General features: G+C 36.5%; 15 protein-coding genes. 1 reads left to right on the forward strand and 14 read right to left on the reverse strand.

All coding sequences use genetic code 11. The features are described from left to right. Positions 1 to 658: 658 nt before the first annotated feature. A complete protein-coding gene (locus tag JMI89_RS04800) occupies positions 659 to 1,633 on the reverse strand; it encodes an ornithine cyclodeaminase family protein (RefSeq protein WP_187754423.1) in 975 nt (324 codons plus the stop codon). Between the two features lie 287 nt (positions 1,634 to 1,920). On the opposite strand from JMI89_RS04800, the gene purL reads away from it, so the two are divergent. Continuing rightward, on the forward strand, positions 1,921 to 5,805 hold the full coding sequence (purL, locus tag JMI89_RS04805) for a phosphoribosylformylglycinamidine synthase (protein ID WP_220679460.1): 3,885 nt from the start codon (positions 1,921 to 1,923) through the stop codon (positions 5,803 to 5,805). A gap of 79 nt (positions 5,806 to 5,884) precedes the next feature. Here the strand turns inward: purL and pflA are convergent, their stop codons facing one another. The 13 genes from pflA to JMI89_RS04870 all read right to left on the reverse strand — a co-directional run bounded on the left by pflA (position 5,885) and on the right by JMI89_RS04870 (position 18,502). Next, entirely contained in the window at positions 5,885 to 6,664 is a 780-nt protein-coding gene (gene pflA, locus JMI89_RS04810; RefSeq protein ID WP_220679461.1) for a pyruvate formate lyase 1-activating protein, read from the reverse strand. Positions 6,665 to 7,007: 343 nt separating this feature from the next. Beyond that, positions 7,008 to 7,583, reverse strand: a complete 576-nt coding sequence (locus JMI89_RS04815; protein WP_187754424.1) for a TerD family protein — start codon at positions 7,581 to 7,583, stop codon at positions 7,008 to 7,010. A 16-nt stretch (positions 7,584 to 7,599) separates the two neighbouring features. Beyond that, entirely contained in the window at positions 7,600 to 8,178 is a 579-nt protein-coding gene (locus JMI89_RS04820; protein WP_187754425.1) for a TerD family protein, read from the reverse strand. A 29-nt stretch (positions 8,179 to 8,207) separates the two neighbouring features. Further along, positions 8,208 to 9,242: a TerC/Alx family metal homeostasis membrane protein gene (locus tag JMI89_RS04825; RefSeq protein ID WP_187754426.1), complete on the reverse strand. Its 1,035-nt coding sequence runs from the start codon at positions 9,240 to 9,242 to the stop codon at positions 8,208 to 8,210. A gap of 142 nt (positions 9,243 to 9,384) precedes the next feature. Continuing rightward, on the reverse strand, positions 9,385 to 10,554 hold the full coding sequence (locus JMI89_RS04830; RefSeq protein WP_370633719.1) for a TerD family protein: 1,170 nt from the start codon (positions 10,552 to 10,554) through the stop codon (positions 9,385 to 9,387). Next, a complete protein-coding gene (locus JMI89_RS04835; RefSeq protein WP_220679463.1) occupies positions 10,554 to 11,204 on the reverse strand; it encodes a TerD family protein in 651 nt (216 codons plus the stop codon). The genes JMI89_RS04830 and JMI89_RS04835 overlap by 1 nt, the downstream gene beginning before the upstream one ends. Before the next feature lie 76 nt (positions 11,205 to 11,280). Further along, positions 11,281 to 12,189, reverse strand: coding sequence for an HpcH/HpaI aldolase/citrate lyase family protein (locus tag JMI89_RS04840; protein ID WP_220679464.1), 909 nt, complete (start codon positions 12,187 to 12,189; stop codon positions 11,281 to 11,283). Beyond that, complete coding sequence (locus JMI89_RS04845) at positions 12,189 to 13,265, reverse strand: cysteine protease StiP family protein (protein ID WP_187754823.1); 1,077 nt, start codon at positions 13,263 to 13,265, stop codon at positions 12,189 to 12,191. The genes JMI89_RS04840 and JMI89_RS04845 overlap by 1 nt, the downstream gene beginning before the upstream one ends. Positions 13,266 to 13,267: 2 nt before the next feature. Beyond that, a complete protein-coding gene (locus JMI89_RS04850) occupies positions 13,268 to 14,056 on the reverse strand; it encodes an HAD family hydrolase (RefSeq protein ID WP_220679466.1) in 789 nt (262 codons plus the stop codon). Continuing rightward, positions 14,049 to 15,170, reverse strand: a complete 1,122-nt coding sequence (locus JMI89_RS04855) for a phosphoribosyltransferase domain-containing protein (RefSeq protein ID WP_187754431.1) — start codon at positions 15,168 to 15,170, stop codon at positions 14,049 to 14,051. The genes JMI89_RS04850 and JMI89_RS04855 overlap by 8 nt, the downstream gene beginning before the upstream one ends. Beyond that, positions 15,167 to 16,237 (reverse strand): ATP-grasp domain-containing protein, encoded by a 1,071-nt coding sequence (locus tag JMI89_RS04860; protein WP_220679467.1) that lies wholly within the window; start codon positions 16,235 to 16,237, stop codon positions 15,167 to 15,169. The genes JMI89_RS04855 and JMI89_RS04860 overlap by 4 nt, the downstream gene beginning before the upstream one ends. A gap of 36 nt (positions 16,238 to 16,273) precedes the next feature. Next, positions 16,274 to 16,879 (reverse strand): HAD family hydrolase, encoded by a 606-nt coding sequence (locus tag JMI89_RS04865; RefSeq protein ID WP_220679468.1) that lies wholly within the window; start codon positions 16,877 to 16,879, stop codon positions 16,274 to 16,276. Between the two features lie 123 nt (positions 16,880 to 17,002). Then, a complete protein-coding gene (locus JMI89_RS04870; RefSeq protein ID WP_187754433.1) occupies positions 17,003 to 18,502 on the reverse strand; it encodes a helix-hairpin-helix domain-containing protein in 1,500 nt (499 codons plus the stop codon). Position 18,503 lies beyond the last annotated feature (1 nt).

Below are 18,503 nucleotides of genomic sequence, written 5' to 3' on the forward strand. Positions count from 1 at the left end.
TTAGTTTAAATATAGTTATCTAAATCCATTAATCGAAAGCGTAGTTTATCTTTGATGGGCATTCAAGCTTTATGTTTAATATTAGAAATAAATATTATTATTGTTAAACTAATTTATTGTTTATTCATCTAAATTTAATTGGACGGTTTTGGGGGGCTGTGCTCTTTAGGGTAGCGATGATAAAAGCGATACCCACAGCATTGCTTTTTTGTAAGGGGTTATTGTTTCAATGATTAAACTCGGTCCAACCGCTACATGGGCTTAAGCATTAGCAACAAATAAACGCAAATTTAATTGGCAGAATAGAATCAACCTTTCTCATAAAAAAGGTATCAAGTGAAGTGAAAACATTCTGTACGCTTAGCTTTGCTAGTGCTGATTTTAGTGGTTAATATCTTGGTTCGAATTTGGCTTAACGAATAACCCTTTAAAAACTATCTGAAATACCAATTGAGGTATGATCCAAACTAAATTGTTTTTCGCATTTAGAAAAATGTAAAACCTATATTGGCACGCTCAACCTTAGCTATGGTATAAATATCAAAAAATGACATAACTCACTAGCGATAGTGAGTATTTTTATAAAGTAGTTTGACATAATTTCCATCAATAGACCTTATTAAAGGTTATAAAATCATTGTATTTTGTCTGTAATTAATTAAATGTTAATACCAATATTCATGGCTTTTGCTTTGCAATAAATATCATAACCAACATAGACATCTAATATTGCCGTACCCACACTTTTAAAGAGTGTAATTTGCTGATCATTTTGCCGCCCATATTGTCTATTTAATACTAATTCTCCTAGTTCGATAAATTCTTCAGGTTTAACGAGGTTAGCTTGTATTGGGTCAATAATATCACCGGCTTCGCTAAATACACCTTCTTTCGTATCTAGGACTTTTAATGATGCTTGTTTAACAATGTTTTCCGGAATTTCATGCATTTCGGGTGTGTAAGAACCGATTCCATTAATATGTGTACCTGCTTGTACTAATGCACCATTAAAGGTTGCTTGATGTGATGTTGTAACAGTTGTAATAATATCGGCTTTGGCAATGTCTGCATCAAGATTTTGGGAATAATACATATTAGCACCAAAATGGGCAAATCGATGATTCATATCATAGATAAATTGCTGAGCTTTAGCTTTATTTAACCCATAAATTGCCACATTTTTCAATTTTCTTACGGTTAGCATGGCTTCTAACTGTGAGGCAGCTTGCCCACCAGTACCAATTAATACTGCGTTATCGCACTCTTTTTTAGCCAATAATTCGGTCGCGGCACCTTGTACGGCTCCGGTACGTAGTTGTGTTAAATAAGTACCGTCAATCATTGCACAGACTTCACCTGTTTGTGGCTCAAGGATAAAAACTTGTGCGGGAACGGCTGGTTTGCCTAATTGTGGATTAGCTGGGAAAATTGATACGACTTTTAAACCACAAATATCTAAATCTTTGATGTGGGCTGGCATAATCAGTGTTTGCCCATGCTGTGAACGGAAATGGTTACGTAAGGGGACATCACTTTGTCCTTCAGTGTAACTTTTCAAAGCTTGTTTATCCGCTTCGATAGCATCGCGCATAGTATAAATTTGCTGAATATCATTGGCACGGAGTATTAACATAGTTTTTCCTTGCTAAACGTTAGTGGTATCAGATAATAATTAATATGAAGCTATTTTTTATTTATAGGCAAATACTAACTTTAAGGTTTAAAGCTAAATTGCTACCAAAGCATATGCTAGGTTAAATTGAACGTCAAATAATAGTTTTTGCTGAAAAGTAATCTGATAATAAGTCATGATTTATCATTCACTTCACTGAAGAGATAATTTAAATTTTAACCATTTTCATTTATACTAATGCTCTATTTTCAGTTAGCCGATTATAATCTTAATAAAAGAGAATTATTATGGAAATCTTACGTGGCTCACCTGCATTATCGACCTTTCGTATAAATAAATTGCTTACTCTTTGTCATAATCAACACCTCCTTATTGAAAAAATTTATGCTGAATATGTACACTTCGTTGATTTATCTGCGCCATTAGAACGTGATGAAAAGTTGACCTTAAATCAGTTATTAAGCTATGGTCCTCATGCTGAACAACAGGAATTAACTGGACAGATTTTTGTGGTGATCCCAAGAATTGGTACAATTTCACCATGGTCTTCAAAAGCCACCGATATCGCACATAATTGTGGTTTAAAACAGATTAGACGAATTGAACATGGGATTGTTTACTGTATTGAAGGTGAATTGTTAACAGAGTCTCAATTCACTGAGTTCAGTGCATTAATTCATGACCGTATGATGGAAAGTGTATTAACGAATTTAGCGGATGCTGAACAATTATTTTCCTTACAGCAGCCAGCGCCATTAACTACAATTGATATTTTAACGCAAGGTCGCCAAGCATTGGAAGAAGCCAATAAACAATTGGGATTAGCGCTAGCAAGCGATGAAATTGAATACTTATTGGAAAGTTTTAATCAATTACAACGTAATCCGAGTGATATTGAACTGTATATGTTTGCGCAGGCAAATTCTGAGCATTGTCGGCATAAAATTTTTAATGCTGATTGGATAATTGATGGAAAACCGCAAACGAAATCATTATTTAAAATGATTAAAAATTCCTTTGAAAAAACACCAGAGTTTGTCTCTTCAGCATATAAAGATAATGCAGCGGTGATGGATGGCTCAATGGTGGGGCGTTTTTTTGCTGATAGTGATAATAATAGCTATCGATTTCATCAAGAATATGCTGATATTTTGATGAAAGTGGAAACACATAACCATCCGACTGCTATTTCACCTTGGCCGGGTGCGGCAACGGGGAGTGGGGGTGAAATTCGTGATGAAGGTGCAACGGGTCGAGGAGCGAAGCCAAAAGCGGGCCTAGTCGGTTTTTCCGTATCTAATTTACGGATCCCGAATTTTGAGCAACCATGGGAAGAGGACTTTGGTAAGCCTGATCGTATTGTTTCGGCATTAGATATTATGCTTGAAGGTCCTTTAGGTGGTGCAGCATTCAATAATGAATTTGGTCGTCCGGCATTGCTTGGGTATTTCCGCACTTATGAAGAAGAAGTGCAAAGTCATAATGGTAAGGAATTACGCGGTTATCATAAACCAATCATGTTAGCCGGTGGTATAGGTAATATTCGTAAGGAACATATTCAAAAAGGTGAATTTCCACCCGGATCAAAATTAATCGTATTAGGTGGTCCATCGATGAATATTGGTTTAGGGGGGGGAGCTGCCTCATCAATGACTTCCGGTCAATCAGACGAAAATTTAGATTTTGCCTCCGTACAACGTGATAATCCCGAAATGGAACGACGCTGCCAGGAAGTAATTGACCATTGTTGGCAATTGGGCGAAAACAATCCAATTTTATTTATTCATGATGTCGGCGCTGGGGGATTGTCTAATGCTATGCCTGAACTAGTGAGTGATGGCGGTTGTGGCGGACAGTTTGAATTACGCAAAATATTAAACGATGAGCAGGGAATGTCGCCGTTACAAATTTGGTGTAATGAATCTCAAGAGCGTTATGTATTAGCGATTGCACCCGAAAGTTTATCATTATTTGAGGCATTATGCCGGCGAGAACGGGCGCCTTATGCCGTTATTGGTGAAGCGACGGCTAAGCAAGATTTAGTCTTGCATGATGAATATTTTAACAATAATCCCATTGATTTACCGCTAGATGTGCTACTAGGTAAAACGCCTAAAATGTTACGTAATGTCACCTCACAACAGGCTACCGGTGATCATTTGGCGCTAGAAAAAATAGATATTGCTGATGCGATTAAACGAGTCCTTCATCTACCCGCTGTGGCAGAAAAAACCTTTTTAATTACCATTGGTGATCGCTCGGTAACTGGGATGGTAACGCGTGATCAAATGGTTGGACCTTGGCAGATTCCGGTTGCCGATTGTGCTGTTACATCTGCTAGTTTAGATAGTTATTATGGTGAAGCAATGGCGATGGGAGAACGAGCACCGGTAGCCTTACTCGATTTTGCTGCCTCTGCCAGATTGGCAGTTGGTGAGGCATTAACTAATATTGCAGGCAACCAGATTGGTGATATAAAACGGATAAAATTGTCGGCTAATTGGATGGCGGCGGCCGGTCATGCAGGTGAAGACGCAGGGTTATATGCCGCAGTAAAAGCCGTTGGTGAAGAACTTTGCCCTGCTTTGGGGTTAGCCATTCCAGTGGGTAAAGACTCCATGTCAATGAAAACAACATGGCATGAAAATGGTATTCAAAAAGAGATGACAGCACCATTATCTTTAGTGATTTCAGCATTTGCGCGCGTTGAAGATGTGCGAAAAACGGTTACACCGCAATTAACGACATCGGCTAATCGTTTATTGTTTATTGATTTAGGTTGTGGACAGCAAACCTTAGGAGCTACTGCATTAGCACAAGTTTATCGTCATTTAGGTAATCAAGCTGCCGATGTCCGAAATGTGGAAGTATTGGCGAACTTTTATCGAGCAATGCAACAGTTAGTGGAAAAAAGTCAGATTGTTGCTTATCACGATCGTTCTGACGGGGGATTGATTGTCACATTATTAGAAATGGCTTTTGCAGGGCATTGTGGTTTAGCCATAGATATTTCAGCTTTAGGCGATAATCCAATCACCGCATTATTTACTGAAGAGCTTGGTTGTGTTATTCAGGTTGCTGATAACGCTCTGAGGGATGTCAATCATTGTTTAGCTTCTTTTGGGCTGGCTGATTATGTTTATGATCTAGGTCAGGCAACGGTGGGCGATCAGATAACCATTATTCATAATCAGCAATTGATTTACCAACAAAAACGCAGCCTGTTAAGAACTGTATGGGCTGAAACAACGTGGCAAATGCAACGGTTACGAGATAATCCAGAATGTGCTGATGATGAACACTTTGCCAAACAGCGTGAAGAGGATCCAGGATTGAACGTTAAATTGACGTTTGATATTCATGAGGATATTGCTGCACCTTATATTGTAAAAGGTATTAAACCTAAAATTGCGATATTGCGTGAACAAGGTGTGAATTCTCATGTTGAAATGGCTGCTGCATTTTATCGTGCTGGATTTGCTGCGTTTGATGTTCATATGACGGATCTCTTATCAGACAGAACGCAATTAGATGATTTTCAAGCATTAGTTGCCTGTGGTGGTTTCTCTTATGGTGATGTTTTAGGTGCAGGTGGTGGTTGGGCTAAGTCAATTTTATTTAATCCTGCAGTGCGTGATGCCTTTGCGAGATTTTTCCAACGTTCAGATACCTTATCATTAGGAGTATGTAATGGTTGCCAAATGATGTCACACCTCAAAGAGTTAATACCTGGCGCTGAGTTATGGCCACGTTTTGTTCGTAATTTATCTGAACGTTTTGAAGCACGTTTTAGTTTAGTGCAAATTCAAAACAGTCCATCACTCTTTTTTGATGGTATGGCTCAATCGCATATGCCTATCGCGGTATCACATGGTGAGGGACGTGTTGAGGTTAAGGATAATGCACATTTAAATGCATTGGAACAATCACAGTTAGTCGCCGTGCGCTATATTGATCATTTTGCAACTGTTACCGAGGATTATCCAGCTAATCCAAATGGTTCGCCACGCGGTATTACAGCCGTCACTACGCCAGATGGTCGAGCAACGATTATGATGCCACACCCAGAGCGGGTGTTTAGAACGGTGAGCAATTCATGGCATCCTGATAATTGGGGCGAAGATAGTCCGTGGATGCGAATGTTCCGTAATGCGCGTAAACAATTAAATTAAAAATGGTAGTAAAAATAAAAGGGGCATCATTAAGATTAGCCCCTTTTTAATTGTAATCACCATGATTTGATAACAATCACTATTTACTAAAGGTAACTTCATGGCCATAGCTTTGGATAATTTGTTGAATACGATCCATAGTTTCACGTGGTGGTGGTTCGACTCCTTCCAACATATATTTATCGCCTAAGGTAGCCCATTTGTATGCCCCCATTTTGTGATAAGGAAGCATTTCGACTTTTTCAATATTTTGCATACCTTGAATAAATTTACCTAGACGATGGGCTGAATCATCATCATCAGACCAACCCGGTACAACCACATAACGAATCCATGTGCGTTTATTAATTTTTTGCAAATATTTGGCGAATTCTAAAACACGTTTATTCGATACGCCGACTAGTTTTTGATGAATATCATCGTTAAGTTGTTTAAGATCAAGCATAACTAAATCAGTTTGTTCCATTAAAGCATTGGTCGTTGCATCAATATTACGTGCATAACCATTAGTATCTAAACAGGTGCCAATACCTTGCTCATGACAGGCTTTAAACCATTGTGTTACAAACTCGGCTTGCAGCATGGCTTCACCACCTGAAGCAGTAACCCCGCCGCCATTGGGAATGATGAAATGTTTGTAAGTTACAATCTCTTTCATCAGCTCATCAACGGTAACTTCACGACCTGCTTTAAGATCCCAAGTATCGCGGTTATGGCAATACAGACAACGCATTAGGCAGCCTTGAAAAAAAACGATAAAACGAATACCGGGACCATCCACCGTACCAAAGGATTCATAAGAGTGAATCCGACCCTTTATCGCTTGTTTGGTTGTCATAATAATATTTTGTTGCTCCATAAATAATCTCTAATAATTGCTCACATTGTTGTAACTGAGACATTTTAACCTAGATAACTTTCGATATATATCAATTGTAACAATTAAATATGGGTTTTATTTTTCCCATACAATCTATTTTAAATGATCAATGTGGGATTTTTAACGCAGCCAATTGGGTTAAACAATAGATAACGTGAAGGTAAAATACATAATAGAGGAATAAAAAATAGTGCCCAAAAGGACACTATTTTGCTTTTTAATTACTTTATTGCAACGTTTAATAAAATGTTAAGTCAATTTATAGGAAAACCTAAAAAGTAGACTAATTAATATTTTATTCGTTTACATGCTGTGAAAAAGGTTAAATGGAAACACCATAGTTTGCAGCAACGGCAGCTAAACCACCGGCAAATCCCTGACCGACGGCTTTGAATTTCCATTCAGAACCATGGCGATATAGTTCACCGAATATCATAGCGGTTTCTGTTGAAGCATCTTCTGACAGATCGAAACGCGCTATTTCAACACCAGTATCATTATTAAAAATGCGAATAAAGCTATTACTTACCATACCGAAGTTTTGCTTACGCTTTTCAGCATCATAGATAGTTACACTAAATACCAGTTTTTTTACATCAGCTGGCACTTGCGTTAAGTTAATTTTAAGTTGTTCATCATCGCCGTCACCTTCACCAGTTAGGTTATCGCCCTGATGCTCAACTGAGCCGCACGGGCTCGTTTTGTTATTAAAGAAAATAAAATGAGAATCTGACAAGACTTTATCATTCTCGCTAACCATAAATAAGGAAGCGTCTAAATCAAATGCTTGTCCGTCTGTAACTCTTGCATCCCAACCTAAGCCAACCATAGCTACAGTCATAGTAGGTGCTTCTTTAGTTAATGATACATTGCCACCTTTAACTAATGATACTGCCATTTATAATACCTCCAGATTAAGATGCATTAATACCATATTGTTGACATACTGAAGCTAAACCACCGGCATAGCCTTGTCCAACAGCGCGGAATTTCCATTCACCATTATGACGATAAAGTTCACCAAATAACATTGCTGTTTCAGTAGAAGCATCTTCGGTTAAATCGTAACGAGCAACTTCAATTTGAGAATCATCATTAACTAAGCGAATAAATGCCCCTGTAACTTGACCAAAGCTTTGTTTACGAACTGTAGCATCGTGAATGGTTACCACAAACACTAATTTAGCAACATCAGCGGGAATTTTATCCAGTTTGATTTTAATTGATTCATCATCACCTTCACCTTCACCGGTTCTATTATCACCCGTATGTTCGACAGAACCATCAGCTGAACGTAAGTTATTATAAAATATGAAGTCTGAATCACTACGCACTTTGCCATTGTCAGCTAAAAGGAAAACTGAAGCATCAAGGTCATAATCTTGACCATCGGTAGCACGTACATCCCAACCTAATCCAATTAGGACATTCTTCATACCTGGATCAGTTTTACTTAAAGAAACATTACCACCTTTAGAAAGTGAAACACCCATTTTAAACTCCTTGTATTATTAAATTACATTTACTTATTTTCATCTTCTTGTTTAGAAGGGAATAAAAAACTGGCAATAATACCGATAGCTAATACAACTAATATGATAATTAGGCTTGCTGTAGCTGAAATACTATAACCATGATGCCATAAATGCTCTGAGGCATTTAAAAATAATTTAAAAGCAATAAAAAATAATATGACAACAACGGATTTTTCGAGATGCACTAAAAATCGTTTTAATGCTTCTAAAACAAAATATAAACTACGTAAGCCAAGAATGGCGAACATCATTGCGCTATAAATTATCAATGGTTCGCGACTTACCGCAATAACAGCTGGCACTGAATCAAATGCAAACATGACATCGGAAATTTCAATAACTGCTAAACATAAAAATAGAGGCGTGGCATAGATGGCAGATTTTGCTGTGCGATTTACCACAAGATCTTTATTTTCGGGTTTAGTTAATTCTTCATCGACATGTTGCCGATTAATAAAGAAATTGTGACCATATATTTTTGGCCAAACGGGGAAAAATCGTTTAACTAAACGATAAGCCAAATGTTGAGAATAATCTTCGATTTCTTCTTCATTATCATTACTTTTTAGCATCATTACTGCAGTCCACCCGACCACTAGTGCAAACGCTAACTCAACATATGAACCTAAACTAAGTAATCCCGTTCCTATAACTACAAAAATACCTCTAAATATAATGGCGCCTATAATGCCCCAATACAAAATTCGATGCCAGTATTTGCTTGGTATGGAAAACCAAGAGAAAATGGCCATCATCACAAAGAGATTATCAACTGACAACACTTTTTCTAAGGCATAACCGGTTAAAAACAAACTTCCGACCTCAGAACCAAAATCGTAAAAAAGATATGCTGCAAATAGCATGGATACGGCAATCCAAAACACAGACCAAAGTGCAGCACTTTTTAAACTAATTACACTATCTTTACGATGTGAAAAGAGATCAATAAAAAGGGCACCAACCAATAAAACTACAAATACAATGGCGGTTTGAATTGGGAAACCAAGAAATGTTGTTGTCATTTTCATCCTAACTTATTTATAAATTTATTTATTAGCTCTAAAACATCATATAGTTTACTATAATATTGTTTTAGAACGACTTTCTTACTTCTATTTATATTTTAATGATTTATAGGGATTTTAACACAATTAATTACTTAATTTATTTTCTCCCTGCACTCCATCTAAAACCCCAACCATAGGCATAATCTAATTCTCTTTGGCTACGAAAATAGCGATTAATACGTTCGACGTTTATTGCCCCATTATCATTTTTTAATCGTGCTATAGCACATAAGACATTGCTGTTATTGCCATCGGTGAGAAATGTTTCAATGATAGGTTGATCAGGTACATGAATGCGGACGACACCATCGGCTTGGCTCCAATTAGGCAGTCCTTCGTAAATAAAGGTGTAAATTAACACTTCATCAATATTATTCCAATGTGAGCCATTAATGTATATCCATTCACCATCTTGATTTGCACCAGTACGATCATCACCCATAAGTTCAACATAACATGGGGATTGAAATGAGCCAAAACAATTACCAAGCGCTTGAATCACATGAATACTCTGATCTTTTAACCTTACAAAGGCCGCTAAATCTAAGTCAATATTTGGAGATCGATTAAATAACTCTGATAAGAATCCTTTTTTCGTTGGCTGTTCTTGTTTGTTCCAGTTTAAGTTTATGCCAATTTTTCCATAATCATTTCTTTTCGAAAGACTGACGGATGTTCTATCTTTAGATAATGAAATTTTATTTAAATTTACACTACTGCTTGTGGTGGTATTATTTACTGTAGAAGTAGGAACGGGAGGCGTCGGTTCATCGATGACATTGACACCAAAATGTTCGGCTAAAGGTTTTAATCCACCATTGAATCCCTGTGCAATAAATCTAAATTTCCATTCGGTATTACGACGATAAATTTCTCCCATAATCAGCGCTTTTTCTTGTCGGTTGTTGATATCAACTTCACCAAGTGCGATGACTTCATTATTACAATCGAGTTGAATCGATAAATTTTTTAATTGACTAATTGGCGAGTATTGATCACAAGTAATAGTAAAAGCAATTTTTTGTACTTCGGCAGATAACTTTGTCAAGTCAACCCGAAACTCATGATTATTATTATGGGTTTGTTGCCAAATAATAGAAGCATCTTGATTTTTTGGTTGACCGTAAAAGATCATATCTAAATCATCTTTAACTTTATCATTGGCAAATAATCGAAATGCTGAGGCATCAACAGGTAAGCCAGAATTGATTTTAATATTGATTACACCTTGATTAAGGACTATATTAGCACCTAAAGATAGATTAATCATTGTATTACCACCTTTTTAATAATTTCTGAATACATATCTTCAACGGTTTCACCTGTACAAGGATAACCTTGGGCGATAAAATCCCATGAACCACCATTACGTTTTAATGTGGCAATAATAATTCCAGTATGCGGACCTTGCTCCGTTAATTGATAACGTGCTAATTCTTGATTATTTTGATCTAACACCCGACAAAAGGCATTATCGACTTCATTAAAAGTTTGCCCCCAGTAACTATTTACAGTAAATACCAAATATTCAACATTAAAAGGTAATCTCGCTAGTTCGACTAAAATAACTTCATCATCACCTTCACCTTCACCTGTTAAATTATCGCCAGTATGGATGACAGAACCGCATTCTGATTCGAGGTTATCAAACCATACAGAATCGAGCACATTTCCCATAACATCTATCATTACGCAACTAGCGTCTAAATCAATATCGATAACATCATAAGTATCATTGTTATCGTTATTATTTTTTGTGCCAAACAATTTAGTAAAAAAACTTTTGTTTACTGTTGTTATTGGCGTTACCGACTTTAGTGATTTTGCAGGATCCCAGCCAAGACCAAAATGGAGTCTATTTAATGTGGGTGATTGTTTTTTAAGCGAAACAGCTTGATTCTTACTTAGTGATACCATGTAAATTTCCTCTATCCCTAAAGTTTTCTGATTTTAATAGTATTTAAAATGATTATTTGCTGATGATAACATTTGATTAATAAATTCCAAAATATTTTGCTCGTTCTAAAATATCGGCTGCCCAACGGTGTTGGGTCGTCGGTTCACACATTGAGCCATTTACTTTGAAAACACCTTGTGTGGTGGCTAATATTTGTTGTGCTTCTGTGAATTCTTGTTGTGAAACACGATAGGCCTGATCAATGACTGTGAGTTGTGAAGGGTGGATAATGGTTTTTCCAATTAGACCATGGTTAATATCTAAGATCACCTCTTGCCTTAATAAATCATTATCGGAAAAATGTTCACAAACCGGGGCAGTGAGATAAAAATTATTTTGCGCAAAGACTGTCACTAACATTTTGATTAGGTAACCAATTGGTCCATCATAAAGCGTCATATTGCGATGACGGCGTAAACGCAGACCATTCATCAAATCATTTCCACCAATACGTAATACTAGAATTTTATCTCGACAGGGGTGAGCATTTAAAGTATCAGATAATTGCTGCATTTTGATAATATTATAGACATCTTGTGTTTCAAGCGTTGGCATCCAATAGAGTGATGTTGTGCGCAAAGCTTGCCACCAATCATCTAGACAATTTGCATCAAATTTTGGTAATACAAAACCCACCATATAGCTTAGGTTAACATTGGTAATAATCCATTTTGCCATGGCAATATTTCTGGGGCGTACAAAAATAAGCGGTAACTGATTACCAGATGGGTTATTTGTATAAAAACTGGCGACTTGTAACATGGTTTGCTGTAAATTGTGTTTAGCAAACAAAATATCTTCACTTTTAATCGCATCTTCTAGACAAATTATTATTGATTTAAGAGTCGGATATTTATTATTAATAATAATTTTTGTCAGATCGGGATGATTTGCCGGAATATATAAACTGGAACCAATATTCCATGGTGATATCGTCTTATTCATTAAGTAACCTTTTTTATAATAGTGACTGCACGATAATTACCCAATTGACTCTTATCTTCAATAATTTCAATATTTTTATTCTTAGCTAAATAAACTAAGAGTTCAACATCAGGATCATGAATATCTCGAACGAGGACATGATCGGGCACACGTCTAAGTACTGCTCTTGTTGCTTCAGCAATACCAGGTTTAATTCGGTTTAAATTTGAAATATGATATTTATCGGCTAAATGATGAATAACTTGTTGACTTTTTAAGCGTAATTTTTGTTTTTCATCTGGATTAAGGCTTAAAACAGGTAGTTGTTTTAAATCCATCTGGGAACGATGTTGATCAACGATATCGGCTATATATTGGCTGCATTCAAATCGAGTTAAATGATGGCATTCAATACAACCGTGTAAACCTTCATTCAACCAAATAGAACGAGAAATCATGCCCGATACGGGAGCACCCATGATTCCAAATGGGATAAGCCAATCATCATCACTGGCAGATGCCCAGGCATAACCACAGGGATCAGCTAAAACGACCAGTTTTGGACTGCCATGATAACCCGGTCTTTCGGCTAGTGATTGTTGTAATTGTTGGGTAATTGCACCTTTACCGGTCCAGCCATCTACAAAAACAATGCCTGCATGTCCATGTTTTTTTTCAATCCAATCCATTGCGGTGGTATCAATACCACGATCACGAATAATGCTAACACCATAATGATAGCTGGTTTTTCCCAGATCATTTAATGCTCTTTGCAACATGACACCAAGTGGCACACCGGCACGAACTAAGCTAACTAATACGATAGGTGTCGATATGTGTTGTGCTAAGAAAATGGCAAGTTGTAACACTTCTTTGGCTAATCGCGACCCTTCTTTTTGGATCGCTTTTTCAAAGAGATCTAAATGCCAACTGGTTGGTTCAGGTTCATGACTGATCATCTCTGAATAGTGCTTTTTGCCAGATTGGATTAATTTTTCTTTAAGTTCTACCGGTGTCGTTGCCATTTCCACACGTTTAAGTAAGAATTGTACGTCTTGTGTTTTATATGAACCAGAAAAGGGTTTAATATTCTCCATCATCACGCTTTCCCAAAAATTGATTGTTTAATGGTGTCACAAAACTGGCTTTTTTGTGGAATACAAAACCAATTGCATAATTGCATAAAACTAAAATCGCTCAAGCTATCTCCCATACCCAATATTGGGAAAATGCCTCTTTCACGTTTTAATTTATCGAGTAACCAAGCGGTTGCTTTACCTTTTTCTATTGGGGTGGGGATCCACGCAATGTTGTTACCATTGCGATGAATATAAAATCCTTCACTATCCAAAAGGGTTTCTAGCTCATCAGCAAATTGGTAAAGTTCTGCAATGTGATTACTATCACGATGTTTCATTACAAAATAGATAGGTACATCATCATATTCATAATTAATTCTTACCCATGCATTGAGTTTTTGTTGTTGCATCATCTGCTCAATCTGTTGTTGTAAAGTGATTAAACGCTGACGGTAAGGGTGCATGGCGTGGCAAATTTGTTGTTGCCAAGCTGTATCACAATGTCCATTGGGATCTATGATTACCGCGCCATGGGTGGTTATTGCCCAAGAACGAAACGGTAATTTGACCCGTTTTATTTCTTCAGTACCACGTGCTGTAACGGGAATAACATCAGCATATTGTAGTAGCCATTGTACTAATAAAAATTGCTCTTCGGTCATAAAACTGCGAGGCATGAGTGTTCGGTCAAGTGCAGCTATATGTTGAGCTGTAATTTGCCATTCTTGTTGCATTTTGCGCTTAGTTTGAAATAACGTATCATCTAAGTCAGTCAAAACAACTGGTCTGTTTGTTAATGGATTAGGCATAACAAATTACCTCAACATTAGATGAAATCGTTTTTAATTGTTGGATAAATGTGGGATCAATACTATCAACTGACGTTTCAATACATAAGCGGATTTTGTCAAATTGTTGATGAGCAATATTATAAATAAAGTTAGGAATACCTTGTCCATAATTATCCGCAAAGGATAGAGCAGATTTTATTGCCATTCCCTGTGCGATTGGGGAACGGGTGGTGGAAGCAAATAATACTTTCTCACCTTGTTGTTCTAAACGCTCTGCTAATAAAAATGGTTTCCACAGAAATTCCCCCGTGCCAATTACTAAAGTAGTTTTACCAGGATGAGCGGTAACATGGTGACCTAAATTATCTTGACTATGAGTGATACCTAATCGCCCCCAATCTTGTGGACCTACGATAATATTATGCTTTTGACTAGTAACATTAACCGCCGGCATGATAGGTGGTTTGGCATTTAAATTAGGTTGCCATGACCACTGGCCATTTAATAAAGCATAAGTTTGTATTGTAATATTATTATGGCTAAGTTGGTTTTGATTCCAATTGATAAGCGTTAATATAATGATATTTTCAATGTTTTTTAAATAATTGGTATCTAATAAGGCACTGATAAGATTTCTAAATGTGTTACCGGTCGTCATTTCATCATCAATTAATACTAACGTCTTGGCTTGATTCAGACACGATCGCATCGTTGGTTCTGTTGGCAAATAAATAAGATGATCAGTTGCATGGCTATGATTTTCTTTAAATTCACATAACAATTCAGCATCCATCGTATGGCGAGTTGACGTTAATAGAATTGCCTGTTCGAACTTGTTTTTTGCTTCATGGAATACTCCTGCAGCTAATCCAACAGCGGTTTCTGCCATACCGATGAATACTGCGTTACCAGCAATGTCATTCGGTAACATGTGGCTTAATTCGCGATAACTATTACGCATCTTAGCTGGCGAAACAGGAATATGTTTACCTAATATTTTACTGACAAATAAAAAGGCACGTTTAGGATTATTTCTTTCAGCAATATCAAACAGATCTTCTGCTGAAAATTTTCCTTTTTGATAATTGAATGAAAGTGTGCCTCTGATTAACTGTTTTTTATTATAATTCATAATGATATTGTGATTAGATTAGATAAATTTTCTGGATATTCATTTACAGAGGTTGCCGAAATCACCTCAGCGGTTTTGAAATGTTGCTGGCAGTAGGTTTGAATTTGTGCTTGGCTAAGGATATCGAGATGGAATAAGACCATCAAACCAGCTAAATTAACCCCACTATATTGGGTATAGCCTACACCACCAGATGGACGCATATTGATTTCTAATAGTAGTGGATGACCGGATTTGTCCATCCGTGTTTGAACATTGACTAGTCCATCTGCCTGCATGATATTTGCACAGCGACAAGCAAGTTCATAAGCGGGACCACTATTTTTAAGATATTGTTTTGACCCGTGCTTTTCTCTAGCTATGGCACATATTACTTCCCCCCGATTGACTACCATATCGACCGAATGTTCTGGCGAATGTAAATATGGCATTAAAACCATTGGTGGGAATGTATCTGCTGCGGCATAAAGCTGAAGATATACACTTGGTTTTACTACTCGTTGTTCAGGATGAGAAAATATTTTGGCTGCCGATACATTGTCATCAAAACGCCAAAAACCCATGCCATAAATACCGTGTACTGGTTTAATACATAATGAATCATAAGGAGGATTATCAATATGTTGTTGTAACTGTTCTAAATGTTCAATCAATATGGAAGGCACAACCGGTAATTGATGCTGTTGCATAAATAAGGCAAAATCCATTTTATTATTTGAGCATTTTAATAAATCTATATCACTTCCGCCGGTGATTAATTTCACACCCATTGCTTCAATTTGTGTTCGATGTTGTTCGAACCAAATAGCATTTTTCACAATATACATAACATCAATATGATATTGAGCAAGAACGTTGATAATAAAAGGTAACTTTTGGTGTTCTTCAGTTGGTTCAATGAAGGCAAAATCAGCAACAGATAAAATTTCATTGCGATTTTCGCGATGCGAAGCAAAAATTTCTATTGTCAGGTTTTGTTCTTTAATAAATTTCTTTACGGCTAAAATGATGTCTCGTTGAGACGAGAAACCTTCCATAAACCAAATTCTTTTTATTTTATTATCCATATTATCCTAAATGGTGTTGATAGATTTAATTAATATTTATTTTGCATTAATTTCGATAAATTGTTGTTGTTTGTTGGACCACATAAAGCCTTTTTTAGCTAATTTAAGCATCGGAATATCGCCGATGGTATCACCATAGGCATAGCAATTTTCAGTTTGAATTTGGGGATATTGTTTTAAAATTTGATCGACTTTTTCTTCACCATAACAATTCTGGCCTATCATTAATGGCGGTGTACCTAAAAAAGGCGTTGCAATGACATGGGTAAAGTGATTTTGTTTTGCCCATGGTACTAAATAAAGATTAATTGAAGCACTTACCAAAATGCATTCGTCGCCATTTTTAACATGTTTTTCTAATATAGCCATACCTTCAGGACGCATCATCCTCGGTAAAATTGAATCTATGAATTGCGTAACAAACTGCTCCAATTGCGTTGGTGTATATTTTGATAGATAAAGTAATAGGGCTTTATTTTTAACTTGTCCACGTAAATTTCTATTAAAGAAATAACGACAGATTAAAGGTAATATAAAGATCGATTTTAATATAAACCTCGGCCAACCGACAACAAATAAAAGAAAAGGTAATAATGAATCTTTAGTGGTTAAGGTACCGTCAAAATCAAAAAAGACTTTCATTTTTAATGTTAGATTCCTATTAATTTAAAATAAATGTATTCAATCAACTAATTATAATTAATTGTTTAATGATTGAAATTAATTAGTTAATTATATACTTCTAATAATAGATATAAAGATATTTTAATTGTCAATTAATTGGACAACAACTAAACGCCCACCATCTTCGCGTGATAATACAAACTGTGTACCATCTTGAAGCGCTATTTTATCTCCGGTAGCAATTATTGTTTTGTCAGGAAGCGACATTAAATGCTCAATACCTTCATTGACTAACCACCATTGATCTTTGTGCAATATGAAATAGCCGACTCTCTTTTTTAAGTTTTCAGCAAGTCGTTCATTAGGTGCGATCAATCGATTTACATGCCATGGAAATAACGATTGTCCACTCCATACCATTAAACGGTGGTCATCTGGGCGGTAGCTGCCGGTCATTCTGGATGAATAGAGGTTTAAAATAGGTAGTTTACCTTTATAAGGTGTACCACAATAGGGACAAGATGGCGCAGTTTTTCCTGAGAAAACATACCATTGTTGTTCACATTGTTTATTTTGACAGGGTTGAATTAAATCAATGGTTTTAACCAATGCGGTTTCCCATTCATCAGCAGTTGGTCTTTTGGCGGGATCATGAAGACCATCGATGAATGCACGTTCAAATAGTTTGGATAAATATGGACCAGTTATAGTATAAGGAATTTTCGTTGGGTCGCCCCATGGTAATGCCGCTGGGGAGATTTGTTTTATTTTAACAGCATTACTTTTGTCTGTCGGATGTTCAATAAATAAGGCTTTTTCGCCCATTGTCATCGATTCATCTCGCATTTCATCATTAATATCGTGTACCTTGCCACCTCTTAAAGGATGGCGATATAATAAATACATATAAATTAAAACCGCTAAAGCATGACGATCAGTTGTAATACTTGGCAATACCCGCTTAGGATCATCTTTGTTGAGATGGGCTGTTTTGACTACTTCTGGGGCGATAAAATCTGGGGTACCTACAACGTCAGGTGGAAATTTTCCAGGTACAACTAATCCATCGATATCAATGATACAGGCGTGACCTAATTCAGGGTCAATTAATACATTTTTATAACTTAAATCACTATGACATAAACCGGCAGCATGCATTCTTCTTACTGCACGCGATAATTGTAGACATATTTTTAAATAGGTCAGTAAGGTTCCTTTTTCACGTGGATCAAGAAATTTGTTACGATTGCTGGCACTGGCAAACCATTTGCCTTCTTTTTCTCGTCCTTTTATATTCAGGAAATCATTATTTTTCGAACCATATTTGAAAAAGAAATGTTTTTGATAAGTAGGGATAACGAGTCCTAATTGTCCCTGATGTTCAACAATATCAGTTGGCCAACAAAATAGATTGTACCAATAATCACCACCTTGCTGAGTAAAAATATTTTGGAAATAACGTCCAGTAATCATTTCAATCCGTTCACGCGATTGTTGATTTTGTGGTTTTTGATAAAATGCAATGACATAGGATTTATCAGGTGAAAAATAGACGTTTTTCATCGTTCCAGCACCGATAATTTCATCCACATAACTGACTTGTTTACCACTTTTAGTCACACAATTTATAATTTTAGCCATA

The sequence above is a fragment of the Frischella sp. Ac48 genome, from assembly GCF_019641635.1.
GTDB lineage: Bacteria > Pseudomonadota > Gammaproteobacteria > Enterobacterales > Orbaceae > Frischella > Frischella japonica.